The organism is Pseudomonas sp. FFUP_PS_473 (assembly GCF_002858665.1).
Lineage (GTDB): Bacteria > Pseudomonadota > Gammaproteobacteria > Pseudomonadales > Pseudomonadaceae > Aquipseudomonas > Aquipseudomonas defluvii.
On the sequence record NZ_PJQQ01000008.1, the window covers coordinates 87,192 to 102,861 of the forward strand.

The following is a 15,670-nucleotide window of genomic DNA, read 5'->3' on the forward strand; positions in this document are numbered from 1 at the left end:
GGGTAACTGTTTTCTGGAGAACGCTGCATGAGAACCCTGTCGCCTTCGGCAGAAAAGATATGCGTGATTGCCGTCGAGCATTTTGCCAACAGCGGCTACGACGCCTGTTCGCTCAATGACATTGCGGTGGCGGCGGGTATGCGCAAGCCATCGTTGTATGCGCATTTCAGCAGCAAGGACGACCTGTTCCAGGCCGTCTTCGAGCGTGCGGTGGAAGCAGAGCGGTTGTATGTCGAGGACTGTTTTGCTCATCCGCATGGCGATGTTCCCGGTGGGCTGTACTGCCAGCGTCTGGGTGAGCGCTATCTAGGGTCGGCGCATTTACGTTTCTTGCTGCGCACGGCGTTTTTTCCGCCGACGGAGCTGCGGGCCTGGATCTCCGCGGGGTTCGAAGGTTATCTGGCGCGGCTGGCGGCGTTGTTCGTTGCACGCATGAAGGCCTATCGGCCGACGTTCGAGGATGAGCAGGCCGTACTCTACCGGGATGCCTACATGGGAATTGTCGACAGTTTGGCGGTGGAACTGATCTACGCCGGGCCTGAGGCCTATGCCCGACGGCTGGCCGCATTGTGGAAGGTGTTCGAGGATTCATTGGCGCGTAGCGGCGCCGAAAAATAAGACCTTAGTACCATGGCGGCTTCATTGAAGCGGTCCATACTCATCGTTCGCCCTTAAATAACAACAAACTCAGGGTTCGACATCGATGACTTACCAGCACTGCTATGATCGCTCCATTGCTGACCCCGCTGCGTTTTGGGCCGAGCAAGCCAATGACCTGGCCTGGTACCGAAAACCGACACAGACGCTGACCGAAAACGCCGATGGTACGCACCAGTGGTTCAGCGATGGCCGCTTGAACAGCTGCTACCTGGCCCTCGATTATCAAATCGAGCAAGGCCGTGGCGAGCAAGTCGCGCTGATCTATGACTCCCCGGTAACCCACACCCAGCAAACCTTTACCTACCTGCAAATGCGCGACGAAGTCGCACGCCTGGCCGGCTTGCTGCGCCAGTTGGGTGTGGAAAAGGGTGACGGTGTCATCATCTACATGCCCATGGTGCCCCAGGCCGCCATGGCCATGCTCGCCTGTGCCCGCATTGGCGCGGTGCATTCGGTAGTGTTTGGTGGCTTTGCCGCCAATGAGTTGGCCCTGCGCATCGATGATGCCCGGCCAAAACTGCTGCTGACTGCCTCCTGCGGGTTGGAGTTCGACCGGGTCATTGCCTACAAACCCTTGGTCGACCGGGCCCTGCAACTGGCACAACATCAGCCCAGGCAGGTACTGGTGCTTCAGCGCCCGCAAGCCCGTGCCGAGATGATCGAGGGACGCGATCTGGATTGGCAGGCCGCTGTCGCCAGCGCTGAACCGGTCGCGCCGGTCGAGCTGGGCGCTGCCGACCCGCTCTACATCATGTACACCTCGGGCACCACCGGAAAACCCAAAGGTATCGTGCGCGAAAACGGCGGCAATGCCGTGGCGCTGAAGTTCGCCATGCAGCACATCTATGGCATGCAGCCGGGTGATGTCTGGTGGGGAATCTCCGATGTGGGCTGGGTGGTCGGGCACTCGTTGATCGTTTATGGGCCGCTGATGAATGGCTGCACCAGTGTGTTCTATGAGGGCAAGCCGATTCGTACACCAGACGCCGGTGCTTACTGGCGTGTGGTAGAGCAGTACAAGGTTAACGGGATGTTCTGCGCGCCGACAGCGATGCGGGCGGTTCGCAAGGAGGACCCCGAAGGCCTGTTGCTGCGTAAATATGACCTGAGCTCGTTGCGTCAGTTGTTCCTGGCCGGCGAGAAACTTGACTCCAGCACCCACCAATGGCTTGAGGCAACCAGTGGCAAGGCGGTCCACGATCACTGGTGGCAGACCGAAACCGGCTGGCCGGTGACAGCGCCCTGTGTCGGTCTTGATGGCAGTGGCGTGCGAGCGGGATCGAGCAACCGTGCGGTACCGGGGTACCACGTTCAGGTACTGGATGACGACGGGCATTTGCTGGGGCCGAATCAGCAAGGAGCCATCGTCATTGCCTTGCCGTTGCCCCCCGGCTGCAGCCAGACCTTGTGGGGCGACCATGCACGTTACGTGCAGTCGTACCTGCAGACGTATCCGGGTTACTACCATACCGGAGACGGCGGTTACCTGGATGATGACGGCTTTGTCTACATCATGGGGCGCACCGATGATGTGATCAACGTCTCAGGCCATCGCCTGTCGACCGGTGAAATGGAAGACCTGGTGGCCGCGCATCCGGCCGTGGCCGAATGTGCGGTGATCGGTGTCTACGACGAGATCAAGGGCCAGGTGCCACTGGCACTGGTAGTGCTCAAGGACGCGACGCCAATCAGTGAGCAGCAGTTGCAGAGCGAGCTGGTTGCCCGCGTTCGCGAGCAGATCGGTGCACTGGCCTGCTTCAATCAGGTTCGTGTGGTCAAGCGCCTGCCCAAGACGCGCTCAGGGAAGATTCTCCGGGCCGTGTTGCGCAAGATCGCCGATCAACAGCCCTATACGCCGCCATCGACGCTCGATGACCCCGCCGTGCTGGATGAGATCGAGGCAGTGCTCGCCAGCCTTGCCCGGGCAGGCTAACGGGTAGGCGGTACATGGCCTGAGACACAGGCCATGTACCGTGTGTTCTCACTGTTCTGTCTTCTGCTGCAACTGCCCGAGGCGGCTGCGGGTGCGGGCCAGGTCGTTGGCTGTCCCTTGCAGGGCGGCGTCCAATGGCTGTTCGCCAATCAGCACCAGATACTTGTCCTGGTCGTAGAGCACGTCAATCAGGTTGATGAAACGCTGCTGGGCGGCGATCGAACAGTCCGCCAGGTTTGGCAGGCCATCGATGACCCAATGCTCGAAGCGCTGTGCCAATTGCAAGTAGTCGATGACGGCGGTGGGTTGTTCGCAAAGGGCCGCGAAGTCGAACGCAACACGCTCGCCGTCAACTAGCCAGGCCTGTACATCTCGTTTTCCTACTGCAAGGGCGGTGGGCTGCGCCGGTGGCAGGTCGAGGGCAGCGCGTTGCTCGGCATTGCCTGGCCACAGGTAGCAACCCTGGGTAAAACGCTGGTGGCTGCCGCTGCCCGGCAGGCCCCGGTAGTCCTCGCCGCCCACTTCGACGACGTGCATATGCTGTTTGATCAGGCGGATGACCGGCTCGAAACGCTGGTGGTAGAGCGGGTTTGGCAGCAGCCCTTCGGGCGGGTAGTTGGAGGTGACCAGCAGCAGGATACGTCGCTCGAACAACGCCTTGAACAGTTGGGTGATGAGCATGGCATCACCGATGTCATGGACATGGAACTCATCGAAGCACAGGACTTTGCAGTCCTCGAGCAACTCGTCAAGGGTGCAGGCCAGCGCATTGTCGGCATGCCGATGACGGAACATGCCGTCGTGCAGCCGGGCGAAGAAGTCATGAAAGTGCAGGCGGCGTTTTTGCTCCAGGGTGATTGCCCGGAAGAATCCCTCCAGCAACCAGCTTTTGCCGCGCCCGACACCGCCATAGAGGTACAGGCTGCGTGCCTGGCCCCGCGCCAGTTGTTCGACCTGCCCGGCCATGAAGCCGATCACCTGTTGCTGGCTGTGGCTCAGGGTATAGCCCTGTTCGTGGGCTTTGTGCTGGAACCACAGGCGCAACTGCTGAGCGGGGCCATCGTTGAGGGTAGAGCCGCGTTGCATACGCTGGCGCAAGCTGCGCAAGGGTGAGCGAATCCAGGACGAAGAGGGCGGCTTTGCAGTCAACGTGGGGTCCTTGGCTTAAGGGGAACGAACAGCCCACCTAGAGCGAGCGCGGCTAATTTACCCAATAGCGACACAGGCGACCAGCGATCTTGAGCCCTGGGAGTGTTACGGTGCCTTGAGGCTGTCAGTGTGCGGCGCGACGCTCACACAAGGCCTCCAGACTGTCGCGCAGTGCCGCGCCATCATCGTCCAGCGCCGGGCGGGCGTAGAGTGCCAGTGTCAACCCGGCGATGGGCGCGAAGCCTTCATTGACACCCAGTACGCGATGGCTGGGTTCAACACTGCGTGCCGGGATCAGGCTAACCCCCAAGCCTGCACTCACTGCCGCGCTGATGCTGGCCAGGCTGGTGCTGGAGTAACTGATACGCCAAGGGCGCCCGGCCGCTTCCAGCGCATGGATCATTTCCTGGCGATACAGCGCACCTACCGGGAACACCACCAAGGGCACGGGGTCGGTTATCGGATGCCTGGCACTGCTGACCCAGGCCAACGGTTCCGGCCAGTACGCATGACAGTCACTGTCAGCGCCCCATTGCTTGACCAGCAGCAGGTCCAGTTCGCCATTACGGTACAAGTGCAGCAGCGGCAGGCTGAGGCCGCACTCTACTTCCAGGCGCATGCGTGGCCGCTCGGCCAGCAGGTGGCTCAATGGCGTCGTGAGAATTTCGCCCGCGAAGTCATCCGGCACCCCAAGACGCAACGCCACCTCCGGTTGCTGAGGGCTCAGGGCGTGGCGCGCTTCCTCTTCCAGGCGCAGGATGCGCCGGGCATAGCCCAGCAGCCGTTCGCCTGCTTCGGTCGGCCAGACCTGCCGCTGGCTGCGGTCCAGCAAACGGCAGCCCAGGCGTTGCTCCAACCGGATGATCTGTTGGCTGATGGTTGATTGGGTGAGGTGCAGGCGCTCGCCAGCGCGGGTGAAACTGCCGGCTTCGACGACAGTGACGAAGCTGCGCAACAGTAAAGGGTCAAGCATTCGAAATCCCACTGGCATGCATGAAATCAATTAATTTCATACTACCCCGGCGTCTCAGGATAATCACCGGCCTGTGTTGAATCTCATTAAAAGGCGCAAGCATGAACAGCGAAATGAACGCGCACCTGAGTCGGACCGGCGCGCTCGGCTGGCTGTTGGTGGTGGCGGTGGCGATTAACCTGCGGCCGATCCTGACCAGCATCGGCCCGTTGCTGGAGGAGATTCGCAACAGCACCGGCCTGGGTTACCAGCAGGCGGCACTGCTCACCGCGTTGCCGGTGTTGTGCATGGGCCTGGTACCGTTGCTGCAACCCTGGCTACGCCGCTGGCTGAGCGAGCACCACGGGATGCTTGCCGGGCTAGCTGCCATTGCCCTGGCGTGTACCTGGCGCCTGTTTCTGCACAGCGGTTCGGCGCTGATTGCCAGTGCCGCGTTGGCTGGCCTGGGCGTGGCCTTTATCCAGGCCTTGATGCCAGGCCTGGTCAATCGTTGGTTCCCTTCACGCCTGGCGTTGGCCATGGGCGTGTATTCGGCCGCGTTGATGAGCGGTGGCGGAATCGCCGCCGTGCTCGGCCCGCGGATCGCGGAAACGGCCGGGCACTGGCAGGCGGGTCTTGGGGTGTGGCTGCTCCCGGCGCTGCTGGCCCTGGTCTTGTGGTGCGTGGCGCGCCCCAGCGCGGAGCAGGCGCGTAGTGGGGCAGAGGCCAGGCGACACTTTTTCGGCAGCCGCCGTGCGTGGTTGCTGGCGGGCTACTTTGGCCTGATCAACGGTGGTTACACCAGCATGGTTGCCTGGTTGCCGGCCTACTATCGGCAGATCGGTGGCAGCGCCCAGGGCGGCGGCGAGTTGATTGGCTTGATGACCATTTTCCAGGTGTTGGGTGCGTTGGGCCTGCCGTTGCTGTTGCGGCGTTTTGCTGATCGGCGCCCGGGGCTGTTGGTGGCCCTGTTGTCGCAGTTGCTGGGCTTTATCGGCCTGCTGATGCAACCTACATTATGGTCGGGGCTGTGGGTGGCGCTGATTGGTTTCGGCCTGGGCGCCTGCTTCAGCCTGAGCCTGACCCTCACCCTTGAACACTTGCGCGGCAAGCCTGCCGAGGCAGGGGCACTGGCGGCGTTTGTCCAAGGTATCGGTTTTATCATCACCGGCATCATTCCCTACCTGACAGGCTGGCTGCGGGATATCAGCGGCGATTTCCAGGCCTCGTGGTTGTTGCTGACCTTGACAGTGGTACTGATGCTCGTGGTGACCTTGCGCTTTTCTCCGGGCGGTTATGCCGGCGCCATGAGCGAGGAGGGTAAGCGTCAGGCGAGCCCTGTGGCCAGATGATGGGCGGCGGGTGTTTCACCCGTGTAACTGAAGGCGTGCCGTTGATCCGCAAAACCTACGCGTGGTCTGTGCGACGCCACACTCAAGGGTGTCAGCCATTTCCATTTGGAGGGCAACCCTCATGAAAGCCCGTTGGGTGTTGGTATCGGCCTTGCTGGCCTGTGCTGCTGTGCAGGCACAAGAAGCAGTACCGTTGTATCACTATGGCATGCCGCTTGATGTGGCCAAGGTGGTCAACCTGAGTGAGCCGGAGTCGATGCTGTGTGAGGTGGTAAAGGCACGTATGGTCTACAAGGATTCGGCCGGGCAAGTGCGTAGCCTGGACTACCTGAAACTGGCGCAAGCCTGCAACCATGGCGGTTGATCCGCCGTCGTTGATGTTATGGCCTGAGTGCAGTCATGGTGTGGGTAGGTGCTGCTGAGTCTCGTTGAATGACCATGACCGCACACAAGGCTTTTGCCTGAGGTGAGTGAATCGGCGTAGCCTTGCCGTGTCAGCCGCAATGGATTCGCCCATGGCCCCGCGCAAACCCAGTATTCGCCAACGCAATATCGACAGTATTCTCCTCGCTGCGGAAAAGGTATTTGCCGAAAAAGGCTTTGCCGGCACCGCCATGGCCGACATTGCCGAGGCTGCCGAACTGCCGCGTAGCAATGTGCACTATTACTTCAGTACCAAGGCAGAGTTGTATCAGGCTGTAGTGCTCGGCTTGCTTGAGGTGTGGAAACAGGATGCGCTGTGTTTCGAGCTGTATGACGATCCGAGGATCGTGCTCAGCAGCTACATACGCGCCAAGATGAATCATTCGCGCAGCCGGCCTCATGGCTCCAAGGTCTGGGCCGATGAAATTATCCATGGTGCGCCCAACCTCGGCACAGCCCTGGATGACAGCCTGTGTGGCTGGGCGAAACTGAAGGAGGCGAAAATTCGTCAGTGGGTCGAAGACGGACGCATCCTGCCGGTCGAGCCCTCAGGGTTGCTGTACATGATCTGGGCTTCGACCCAGCACTACGCCGATTTCAGCCATCAGGTCAGCCTGCTGAACGCGCATCAGCCCCTCGATGACCTGCAGTTTGAGCGCGCTGTGCAGACCGTCACCTGCGTCATCTTGCGAGGTATCGGGCTGGAACCCTGAGCGTGCCGTCGCGGACGGCACCGGGCGTTACGCCCGATCCGCTTTAGCGGTCGCCGCGCGCAAACGCGTGCAAGGTCTGGCCTTCCATCCGGTAGCGCACCTACGCATCCTGAGGCTGTGCGCCAATCGAACGGTAGAACTGAATGGCGGGTTCGTTCCAGTCCAGTACGCTCCACTCCAGGCGGCCGCACCCCTTGTCGCAGGCTTCTCGGGCGATATGGCGCAGCAACTGCTTGCCTGCGCCGCTACCGCGTTGGTCGGGGGTTATGTACAGGTCTTCGAGGTAGATGCCGTTGCTGCCCAGCCAGGTGGAGTAGCTGAAAAAGTACACCGCGTAGCCGATGACCTGGCCATCGCGCTCGCAGATCAGCGCTTTGGCCGTCGCCTCAGGGCTGAACAGGCTGCGCTCGATATCGGCAAGGCTGGCGACCACTTCATGGCGGGCGCGTTCGTAGTCGGCGAGCTCGATGATCAGCTCGAGAATGCGCCCTGCGTCTTCAAGGCGGGCGGGGCGAATGTGCACGGTCATAAGTGAGGTTTCTGCGGGCAAGGGGTGGGCGACCATCGTAACCGTCAGGGTGTGATCGTCAACTCTGCCGGCAGGCCAGCACCCATACTGACTGCATGGGTGCTGGCGTTCCTGCGGTCTAGCGGCGCACGCTTGCTGCGCGAATCAGCCTTGGCGTTTTACCACCAGCGTCAAGATGTCGTAGCTGGCCACCAGCTCGCCGAGCTGGTTGGTGACTTCGACATCCCAGGCCACGACCCCTTGCGGGATACCCTGCGGGCTCTTTTTGCCCTGGTCGATCTTGCGCTTGCAGGTCAGGCGCGCCTGGATGGTGTCGCCGATGCCCACCGGATTGATAAACCGCAGGGTGTCCAGGCCATAGTTGGCCAGCACCGGGCCGGGTGCGGCGCTGACGAACAGCCCTGCCGCCGCCGACAGCACAAAGTAACCATGGGCGATGCGTTTGCCGAATTGCGATTCCTTGGCGGCGATGTCATCGAAGTGCATGTAGAAATGGTCGCCCGACAGGCAGCCGAAGTTGACCAGATCGGCTTCGGTCACGGTACGTCGATGGGTCAGCAGTGACTCACCAATCTGCAGGTCTTCAAAGTGACGGCGGAACGGGTGCACCTCGGTTTCGATCACCTCGGCGCCACGTACGTATTCACCGGTCACGGCCATCAGCATGCTCGGTGAGCCTTGCACGGCGGCGCGCTGCAGGTAGTGCTTGACCGCACGCAGGCCGCCCAGTTCCTCACCGCCGCCGGCTCGACCGGGGCCGCCGTGCTTGAGCTGTGGCAATGGTGAGCCGTGCCCTGTGGACTCTACTGCCGCTTCGCGGTCCAGCACCAGCAGGCGCCCGTGCCAGGCGGCAGCGGCGGGTATCGCCTTGGCGGCGACCTGGCGATCATGGGTGACCAGCGTTGCGACCAGGCTGCCTTTGCCGCGCGCTGCCAGTGCCAGGGCTTCGTCCAGATCGTCGTAGGCCATCAGTGTACTGACCGGGCCGAAGGCTTCGATATCGTGAGCACCGCCCTCGGCATGTGGATTGCGCGCCTGGAGCAGGGTCGGGGCGAAGAACGCACCCTCCGCGACGCCTTCGCCAACCGGGGCAAAACCATCGCGCTCGCCGAACAGCAGGTCGCAGCTTTGCAGCAGGCTCTGCACACGTTCAGCGACATCGGCCTGTTGGCTATGGGAGGCGAGTGCGCCCATGCGTACGCCTTCCACCGATGGGTCGCCGACCACCACCTTGCTCAGGCGCTCGCGCAGGCGGCTAGCGACCGCGTCGATGTGCTTGGCCGGGACGATGGCGCGGCGGATGGCGGTACATTTCTGCCCGGCCTTGGTGGTCATCTCGCGGACCACTTCCTTGATGTACAGGTCAAACTCCGGGTCGTCCGGGGTTACGTCCGGGCCCAGAATCGCGCAGTTCAGCGAATCGGCCTCGGCCGTGAAAGGTACCGAATTGCGGATCAGGTTCGGCGTGACGCGCAGTTTGGCGGCGGTGTCGGCAGAACCGGTGAACGTGACCACGTCCTGGCCCTGCAGGCGGTCGAGCAAGTCGCCGGTGCCGCCGATCACCAATTGCAGGCTGCCGACCGGCAACAGGCCGGACTGATCCATCAGGCGCACGACTGCCTCGGTCAGGTAGCTGGTGGAGGTGGCCGGCTTGACGATACACGGCATGCCCGCAAGGAAGGTCGGCGCAAACTTTTCCAGCATGCCCCAGATCGGGAAGTTGAAGGCGTTGATGTGCACGGCCAGGCCCGCGCGCGGCACCAGGATATGGCTACCGGCGAAGTGTCCTTGCTTGCCCAGCGGCATGGCCGGGCCTTCATGGACGATATTGCCCGAAGGCAGTTCACGGGTACCGATACCCGAGTAGGCGAACAGGGTAGCGTTGCCGCCTTCGATGTCGATCCAGCTGTCGGCACGGGTGGCACCGCTGTGGTGCGACAGGGCATACAGCTGCTCCTTGCGTTCGCTCAGGTACAGCGCCAGGGCCTTCAGCCGGGCGGCACGCTGCTGGAAGTCCATGGCCATGAGTTCAGCCAGCCCACGGGCCCGTGCGTGTTCAATGGCTTCGGCGAAGTCTGGGCGCTCTTCGTGGCTGTAGGCCAGGATATGGCCGTCCAAAGCGCTGCGCAGGGGTTGAGCGCCGTGCTGGCCTATCCAGCGGCCGCCGATGAAGCTTTGCAAGGTTGGGGCGTGAGACATCAGGTGTTCTCCTACGTGAATAAGGCCGCTGCGCCAGCGCTGGCGCAGCGGGAGGGCGCTTACCAGAGCGCCAGGGTGTAGCCGACAATGAGGCGGTTCTCGTCCACGGCGTTGGTCAGGCCATTGCCGGAGCGGAAGGTGACGTTGCGCCAGCGCAGGCTGACGTTTTTCAGTGGCCCGCTCTGCACCACATAGGCGATATCGGTATCGCGTTCCCACTCACGACCGTTGTCCACGCTGGCCGTCTTGGCGTGACGACCGTCGGTGTAGCGGGTCATGAAGCTCAGGCCCGGTACGCCGAGGGCGGCGAAGTCGTAGTCATAGCGCACTTGCCAGGAGTCCAGGCCAGCGCGGGTGAAGGTGTTGTAGGTCACCAGGTTGACCACATAGGGGTCGCCACCATTGAGGAACGGGAACGCACTGTCGCCGGACTGCTGCTGGAAGTTGGTGCTGAACTTGTGGGCACCGACACCCAGGGTGAACATGCCGTTGAAGTTGCGGTTATCGATGCGCCCGGCGCGTTCGGCGCCGTCTTCACGGCTGTCGAAGTAGCGGATATCGCTGCGCAGGCTCAAGCCTTCGGCCAATGGCCAGGTATGCACCAGGCCGACGAACTGCTGACGGTAGATATCCTCCAGCTTGCCGTAGTAGTAGCTCAGTGCCAGTTGCGGGTTGATTGCCCAACTGCCGCCGGCAAAGTCGAAGGCATCACTTGTGGCTGCGCCATACCCGATATCGTCACGGCTGGAGGAGTCGCGCAGATTGGTTTTGGTCAGCCGCCCGCCGTTGAAGGTCAGCCCGTCGAGTTCCTGGCTGGTCAGCAAACCACCCTGAAAGGTCGAGGCGAGCAGGCGGGTGTCGTTGTAGACCACCACCGGCAGCAGCGGCTGCAGGGTGCCCAGGCGCAGGACACTCTTTGACGCGCGCAGCTTGGCCGTCAAACCCAGCTCGCTGTAATCATCGTCCGGCTCCAGGCTGTTACGACCGTAAGGCAGCAGGCCCGTACCCCGACGATCGCGGCTTGAGTCCAATTTGATACCCAACTGGCCCATGGCGTCGACACCGAAGCCCACCGTGCCTTCGGTGAAGCCCGACTCGATTTTCGTGGTAAAGCCCTGTGCCCATTCGTCGGCCTTGGCCTGTGGCGCGTTGCTTTGACGAAAATCACGATTCAGGTAGTGGTTACGTAGTTCGATCTTGGCGTGGCTGTCCTCGATAAAGTCAGCCAAGGCCGGTGCGGCGGCCATCGGCAAGGTGAGGCCAGCCAGCATGGCGGCAAGCTGTGGAGCGGAAGCAGTACGTATGTGGTTCATTATTTTTATACCCAACAGTCCTGTGACAGCGTTACGTAATGGTCAGTGTTTACTGGCACCGGCGGCGCCGATTCCGGTCATCGAGCGAATGAACTGGGCCAGGTAGCGACCGCGTTCTTGCGCTGCTTGTGGTGAGCTGTCGGTTACTGAGAACACCCAGGCGCCAAGGAACGCCAGGCTCATGGAGAACAGGGCCGGGTTGTTGTAGGGGAACAGTGCCTTGTCGAAGTGCAGGACGTTGACCCAGACCGCCGGGCTGAGCACCAGCAGGGCGATCGCCGAGACCAGGCCAGCCATGCTGCCGGCGACTGCGCCGCGGGTGGTCAGGCCTTTCCAGAACATCGAGAGGAACAGCACCGGGAAGTTCACCGAGGCCGCAATGGCCAATACCAGGCCGGAGAGGAAGGCGATGTTCTGCGACTCGAAGAGCAGGCCGAGGATGATCGCCAGAACGCCGATGGCCAGGGTGGCAATACGCGACACGCGCATTTCTTCCTGCTCGGTGGCTTTGCCCTTGCGCACGACGCAGGCATAAAGGTCATGGGAGACCGCCGAAGCACCGGACAGCGCCAGGCCGGCGACCACCGCCAGAATGGTGGCAAAGGCCACTGCCGAAATGAAACCGAGGAACAGGTTGCCGCCAACCGCCTGGGCCAGGTGCACGGCGATCATGTTGCCGCCGCCGATGATCGCGCCGCTGGCATCGCGGTAGGCTGGCTCGGTGCCCACCATGACGATGGCGCCAAAGCCGACGACAATCAGCAGCAGGTAGAAGTAGCCGATGAAACCGGTCGCGTAGAACACGCTCTTGCGCGCTTCCTTGGCGTCGCTGACGGTGAAGAAGCGCATCAGGATATGCGGCAGGCCGGCGGTCCCGAACATCATGCCCAGGCCCAGCGAAATCGCGTCGATCGGGTTGGACAACAGCCCGCCGGGCGCCATGATCGCTTGCCCCTTGGTGTGTACCGCTGCCGCGCCGGCAAACATCGCTTCAGTGCTGTAGCCAAAGTGCCGCAGTACCATGAGCGCCATGAAGGTGGTGCCCGACAGCAACAGCACGGCCTTGATGATCTGCACCCAGGTCGTGGCCAACATGCCGCCGAAGGTGACATAGAACACCATCAGAACGCCCACCAGAATGACCGCATACAGGTAGCTGATGCCAAACAACAACTCGATCAGCTTGCCGGCACCGACCATTTGCGCCACCAGGTACATCAGGGCCACGGTCAGGGTGCCAAACGCCGAGGTCAGGCGCACGGGTGTCTGTGCCAGACGATAGGAGACCACGTCGGCGAAGGTGTACTTGCCCAGGTTGCGCAAGCGCTCGGCAATCAGGAACAGGATGATCGGCCACCCGGCCAGGACACCCAGCGCATAGAGCAAGCCGTCATAGCCATTGAGGAACATCATGGCGGAAATGCCGAGGAACGACGCCGCGCTGATCATGTCGCCAGCAATCGCCAGGCCGTTCTGGAAACCGGTCAGGCCGCCACCGGCGGTATAGAAGTCGCTGGCTGAGCGGGTGCGCCGTGCAGCCCAACGGGTAATGCCCAGGGTGAACAGGACGAACATCAGGAACATGCCGATGGCGTTCCAGTTCAACGGGCGGGCAGCATCGGCGGCGAGCGCCAGGTCGCTGATCATCAGGCCCGGCAGCAGTAAGGTAAATACGGGTTTCATTGGGCGCACTCCTGCCGGACTTTGTCGTTGAGCGGGTCGAGTACGTTGTTGGCGCGGTAGACGTAGATGCCGGTCAAGGCAAAGGACAACAGCACGATCACGACCCCGACCAGCATGCCGACCGAGGTGACCCCGCCACTCAGGGATTGACCCAGGGTGCTGGGTGAGAAGGCAACCAGCAGGACGAAGCCGTAGTAGATGACAAGCATGGCCAAGGTCAGCGACCAGTTCAGGCGCTGTTTACGCTTGACCAGCTGTTGAAAGTCCGGGTGCTTGCAGATGCTTTCGATATCGTTGGGTGTCATGGCGCTCTCTTGATCTTTTTTGTAGTTGTTTTGGGGGTATTGCCGGCTTGCGGCAGGGGTAGGCATTGCCTGCCCCTGCGGGTGGATCAAAGCTGGTCGAAATCCAGGACGACCTTGTCGCTGACCGGGTAGCTCTGGCACGAGAGCACGTAGCCGGCGGCCACTTCGTAGTCTTCAAGGGCGTGGTTGCTGTCCATCTCCACTTCACCTTCGACGACCTTGCACTTGCAGGTCGAGCACACGCCTGCCTTGCACGAGTAGGGCAGTTCGGCGCCGATGGCATTGCCGGCGTCGAGGATGCTCTGGCTGTTGCGCGGCAGGTCGAAGGCCAGGGCGCGGCCGTCGCTGATCACGGTGATCTGGCTGACCGCCGAATCCGCCTGGCGTGCCGCCTCGCGAGCTTCGCGACGCTGCTCGTTGCCGGCTGCGGCGAACAGCTCGAAATGGATGCGTTCGGCCGCCAGGCCGCTGTCCTTGAGGCGGTCGCGGACGATCTCGGTCATGGCCTGTGGTCCGCAGATGAACGCAGCATCAAGACGCGGCACATCAATCCAACGGCTGAACAGTTGCCCACACTTGTCCGCATCAATACGGCCGTTGTAGAGGTCGATGTCCTGTTGTTCGCGGCTGAAGACAAAAATCAGGTTCAAGCGCTGCAGGTAACGGTTTTTCAGGTCTTCAAGCTGTTCGCGGAACAGCGCACTGCTGCTGGCGCGGTTGCCATAGAGCAGGGTGAAGTGGCTGTTGGGTTCGGTTTCCAGGGTGGTCTTGATGATCGACAGGATCGGGGTAATGCCGCTGCCAGCGGCAACCGCCAGGTAGCGGCCCTGTCGTTCAGGGGCGAGGGGGACATTGAAGCTGCCGGCTGGCGGCATGACCTCGAGCACATCGCCTGCGCTCAGCACGTCGTTGGCGAAGGCCGAGAAGCGACCACCCGGTACCCGCTTGACGGCTACACGCAACTCGCCGTCGTTGACCCCGGTGCAGATTGAATAGGAACGGCGTACTTCCTCACCGTCCAGTTGGGTGCGCATGACCAGGTACTGGCCCTGGGTAAAACGAAACTGATGGCTGAGCGTCGCCGGCACGTCGAACAGAATCGACACCGCGTCGCGGGTTTCTGTGCGCACTTGCTTGACGGTCAGGCTGTGAAATTGGCTCATGGTGGCTCTCCATCACGCGCTTAGATGCACTTGAAGTAATCGAAGGGTTCGCGGCAATCGCAGCAGCGGTACAGGGCTTTGCAGGCGGTCGAGCCAAACTGGCTGAGCAGTTCGGTGTGCGCGCTGCCACATTGCGGGCAGTTCACGGTGCCGTCATCGCCGAGCAGGCTGCGTTTGTTGGCACTGCCCAGCGGGGGCGCGATGCCATAGGCCAGCAAGCGCTCGCGGCCGGTGCTGGTGATCCAGTCGGTGGTCCAGGCCGGGTGCAACTGTCGTTCGAGCTGCGGCGCGCTAAACCCTGCGTCTTCCAGGGCCTGACGAATATCGGCTTCGATGACTTCAGTGGCGGGGCAACCGGAATAGGTCGGGGTGACCACGACATGCAAATGCCCGGCATTCCAGGCCAGTGCACGAACAATCCCCAGCTCTACCACGCTGATCACGGGCACTTCCGGGTCCATGACCCGGCCCAGCACCCGCCAGGCCTGGTCGAGGTCGCCGGGGGCCGCGGCGCGGGCGCCGAGGTCGCTGGCAATCAGCTCACCAGGTTGCATCGGGGTAGGCTCGTGGCAAGAACTGCATTTCAGCCAGCAGCAAGCCCAGATGCTCGCTGTGCAGGCCCTGACGACCGCTGAGGTAGAAGTGGCAGGCGGGTGCCGGCAAGGGCAGGGTGGCGCTGTCGAACGTTCGCTCGACCTGCTGTTGCCAGGCGGCGGCGATCTGCTGCGGGTCGCCGATAAGGCCCGCCGCGTGCAGGCGCTGCTCGACGGCATCGCTGTCGCTCAGCTCGACGGTAAAGCGCCACAGCTGCGGGATGGCTGCGAGCATGCGCTGGTGGCTTTCCTCGGTGCCGTCGCCCAGGCGCTCGACCCACTCGCTGGAGCGGCGCAGGTGATAGGTCACTTCTTTCACGGCCTTGGCGGCGATGCCTTGCAGGCGGCTGTCGCTGGAGTGGGTCAGGCCTTCCAGTACCGCCAGGTGCCAGGCGTCATAGAAGAACTGCTTGAGCACGGTGACGGCATAATCGCCATTGGGTTGCTCGACCAGCAACAGGTTGCGGTAGGCACGCTCGTCGCGGCGGAAGGCCAGGTGATCGGCATCGCGACCGTCATTGGCCAGCTCGGCGGCGTACTCCAGCCAGTTGCGGGCCTGGCCAACCAGGTCCAGGCCAACGTTCATCAAGGCCAATTCTTCTTCCAGTGCGGGCGCCCGACCGCACCATTCACACAGGCGCTGGCCCTGGATCAGGGCGCTGTCGCCCAGGCGTAGCAGGTATTGGATCAGGTCCTGGTTCAT

15 protein-coding genes are annotated in these 15,670 nt (G+C 62.2%); 5 read left to right on the plus strand and 10 right to left on the minus strand.

The window, feature by feature from the left end:
• The first annotated feature begins 27 nt into the window (after positions 1-27).
• The gene (locus tag CYD26_RS07665; RefSeq protein WP_065758379.1) at positions 28-618 is read left to right on the plus strand and encodes a TetR/AcrR family transcriptional regulator; all 591 of its coding nucleotides are present in this window, start codon (positions 28-30) and stop codon (positions 616-618) included.
• 85 nt (positions 619-703) lie between these two features.
• Positions 704-2,593, plus strand: a complete 1,890-nt coding sequence (locus CYD26_RS07670) for a propionyl-CoA synthetase (RefSeq protein ID WP_102052282.1) — start codon at positions 704-706, stop codon at positions 2,591-2,593.
• Between the two features lie 48 nt (positions 2,594-2,641).
• On the opposite strand, the gene zapE is transcribed toward CYD26_RS07670, so the two are convergent.
• Complete coding sequence (gene zapE / locus CYD26_RS07675; protein WP_256587610.1) at positions 2,642-3,742, minus strand: cell division protein ZapE; 1,101 nt, start codon at positions 3,740-3,742, stop codon at positions 2,642-2,644.
• Between the two features lie 124 nt (positions 3,743-3,866).
• Complete coding sequence (locus CYD26_RS07680) at positions 3,867-4,715, minus strand: LysR substrate-binding domain-containing protein (protein WP_065758382.1); 849 nt, start codon at positions 4,713-4,715, stop codon at positions 3,867-3,869.
• A gap of 101 nt (positions 4,716-4,816) precedes the next feature.
• Between CYD26_RS07680 and CYD26_RS07685 the strand changes: the two genes are divergently transcribed.
• The 3 genes from CYD26_RS07685 (at position 4,817) to CYD26_RS07695 (ending at position 7,182) form a co-directional block, all read left to right on the plus strand.
• Positions 4,817-6,046, plus strand: coding sequence for a cyanate transporter (locus tag CYD26_RS07685; RefSeq protein ID WP_256587980.1), 1,230 nt, complete (start codon positions 4,817-4,819; stop codon positions 6,044-6,046).
• 121 nt (positions 6,047-6,167) lie between these two features.
• A complete protein-coding gene (locus CYD26_RS07690) occupies positions 6,168-6,410 on the plus strand; it encodes a DUF2790 domain-containing protein (RefSeq protein ID WP_102052283.1) in 243 nt (80 codons plus the stop codon).
• A 151-nt stretch (positions 6,411-6,561) separates the two neighbouring features.
• Positions 6,562-7,182, plus strand: a complete 621-nt coding sequence (locus CYD26_RS07695) for a TetR/AcrR family transcriptional regulator (RefSeq protein ID WP_065758384.1) — start codon at positions 6,562-6,564, stop codon at positions 7,180-7,182.
• Between the two features lie 100 nt (positions 7,183-7,282).
• Here CYD26_RS07695 and CYD26_RS07700 read toward each other — a convergent pair whose 3' ends face one another.
• The 8 genes from CYD26_RS07700 to paaC form a co-directional block, all read right to left on the minus strand.
• Positions 7,283-7,711: a GNAT family N-acetyltransferase gene (locus CYD26_RS07700; RefSeq protein WP_102052284.1), complete on the minus strand. Its 429-nt coding sequence runs from the start codon at positions 7,709-7,711 to the stop codon at positions 7,283-7,285.
• A 144-nt stretch (positions 7,712-7,855) separates the two neighbouring features.
• Positions 7,856-9,910 (minus strand): phenylacetic acid degradation bifunctional protein PaaZ, encoded by a 2,055-nt coding sequence (gene paaZ, locus CYD26_RS07705; protein WP_102052285.1) that lies wholly within the window; start codon positions 9,908-9,910, stop codon positions 7,856-7,858.
• A gap of 59 nt (positions 9,911-9,969) precedes the next feature.
• A complete protein-coding gene (locus tag CYD26_RS07710; RefSeq protein WP_102052286.1) occupies positions 9,970-11,223 on the minus strand; it encodes an OprD family porin in 1,254 nt (417 codons plus the stop codon).
• A 42-nt stretch (positions 11,224-11,265) separates the two neighbouring features.
• Positions 11,266-12,906: a cation acetate symporter gene (locus CYD26_RS07715; RefSeq protein WP_218060839.1), complete on the minus strand. Its 1,641-nt coding sequence runs from the start codon at positions 12,904-12,906 to the stop codon at positions 11,266-11,268.
• Positions 12,903-13,211 (minus strand): DUF485 domain-containing protein, encoded by a 309-nt coding sequence (locus CYD26_RS07720; protein ID WP_102052287.1) that lies wholly within the window; start codon positions 13,209-13,211, stop codon positions 12,903-12,905. The genes CYD26_RS07715 and CYD26_RS07720 overlap by 4 nt, the downstream gene beginning before the upstream one ends.
• Positions 13,212-13,297: 86 nt before the next feature.
• Positions 13,298-14,374, minus strand: coding sequence for a 1,2-phenylacetyl-CoA epoxidase subunit PaaE (gene paaE / locus CYD26_RS07725; protein ID WP_102052288.1), 1,077 nt, complete (start codon positions 14,372-14,374; stop codon positions 13,298-13,300).
• A 20-nt stretch (positions 14,375-14,394) separates the two neighbouring features.
• Positions 14,395-14,928, minus strand: a complete 534-nt coding sequence (paaD, locus tag CYD26_RS07730) for a 1,2-phenylacetyl-CoA epoxidase subunit PaaD (protein WP_102052289.1) — start codon at positions 14,926-14,928, stop codon at positions 14,395-14,397.
• Positions 14,915-15,670, minus strand: a complete 756-nt coding sequence (gene paaC, locus CYD26_RS07735) for a 1,2-phenylacetyl-CoA epoxidase subunit PaaC (protein WP_102052290.1) — start codon at positions 15,668-15,670, stop codon at positions 14,915-14,917. Before paaC ends, paaD begins: the two co-directional genes overlap by 14 nt.

Excerpts from the sequence above, each read along its gene's own strand:
- CYD26_RS07665 (WP_065758379.1), top strand. The coding sequence starts at position 28 with ATGAGAACCCTGTCGCCTTCGGCAGAAAAGATATGCGTGATTGCCGTC.
- CYD26_RS07670 (WP_102052282.1), top strand. The coding sequence starts at position 704 with ATGACTTACCAGCACTGCTATGATCGCTCCATTGCTGACCCCGCTGCG.
- CYD26_RS07680 (WP_065758382.1), bottom strand. The coding sequence starts at position 4,715 with ATGCTTGACCCTTTACTGTTGCGCAGCTTCGTCACTGTCGTCGAAGCC.
- CYD26_RS07685 (WP_256587980.1), top strand. The coding sequence starts at position 4,817 with ATGAACAGCGAAATGAACGCGCACCTGAGTCGGACCGGCGCGCTCGGC.
- CYD26_RS07690 (WP_102052283.1), top strand. The coding sequence starts at position 6,168 with ATGAAAGCCCGTTGGGTGTTGGTATCGGCCTTGCTGGCCTGTGCTGCT.
- CYD26_RS07695 (WP_065758384.1), top strand. The coding sequence starts at position 6,562 with ATGGCCCCGCGCAAACCCAGTATTCGCCAACGCAATATCGACAGTATT.
- CYD26_RS07700 (WP_102052284.1), bottom strand. The coding sequence starts at position 7,711 with ATGACCGTGCACATTCGCCCCGCCCGCCTTGAAGACGCAGGGCGCATT.
- paaZ (WP_102052285.1), bottom strand. The coding sequence starts at position 9,910 with ATGTCTCACGCCCCAACCTTGCAAAGCTTCATCGGCGGCCGCTGGATA.
- CYD26_RS07710 (WP_102052286.1), bottom strand. The coding sequence starts at position 11,223 with ATGAACCACATACGTACTGCTTCCGCTCCACAGCTTGCCGCCATGCTG.
- CYD26_RS07715 (WP_218060839.1), bottom strand. The coding sequence starts at position 12,906 with ATGAAACCCGTATTTACCTTACTGCTGCCGGGCCTGATGATCAGCGAC.
- CYD26_RS07720 (WP_102052287.1), bottom strand. The coding sequence starts at position 13,211 with ATGACACCCAACGATATCGAAAGCATCTGCAAGCACCCGGACTTTCAA.
- paaE (WP_102052288.1), bottom strand. The coding sequence starts at position 14,374 with ATGAGCCAATTTCACAGCCTGACCGTCAAGCAAGTGCGCACAGAAACC.
- paaD (WP_102052289.1), bottom strand. The coding sequence starts at position 14,928 with ATGCAACCTGGTGAGCTGATTGCCAGCGACCTCGGCGCCCGCGCCGCG.
- paaC (WP_102052290.1), bottom strand. The coding sequence starts at position 15,670 with ATGAACCAGGACCTGATCCAATACCTGCTACGCCTGGGCGACAGCGCC.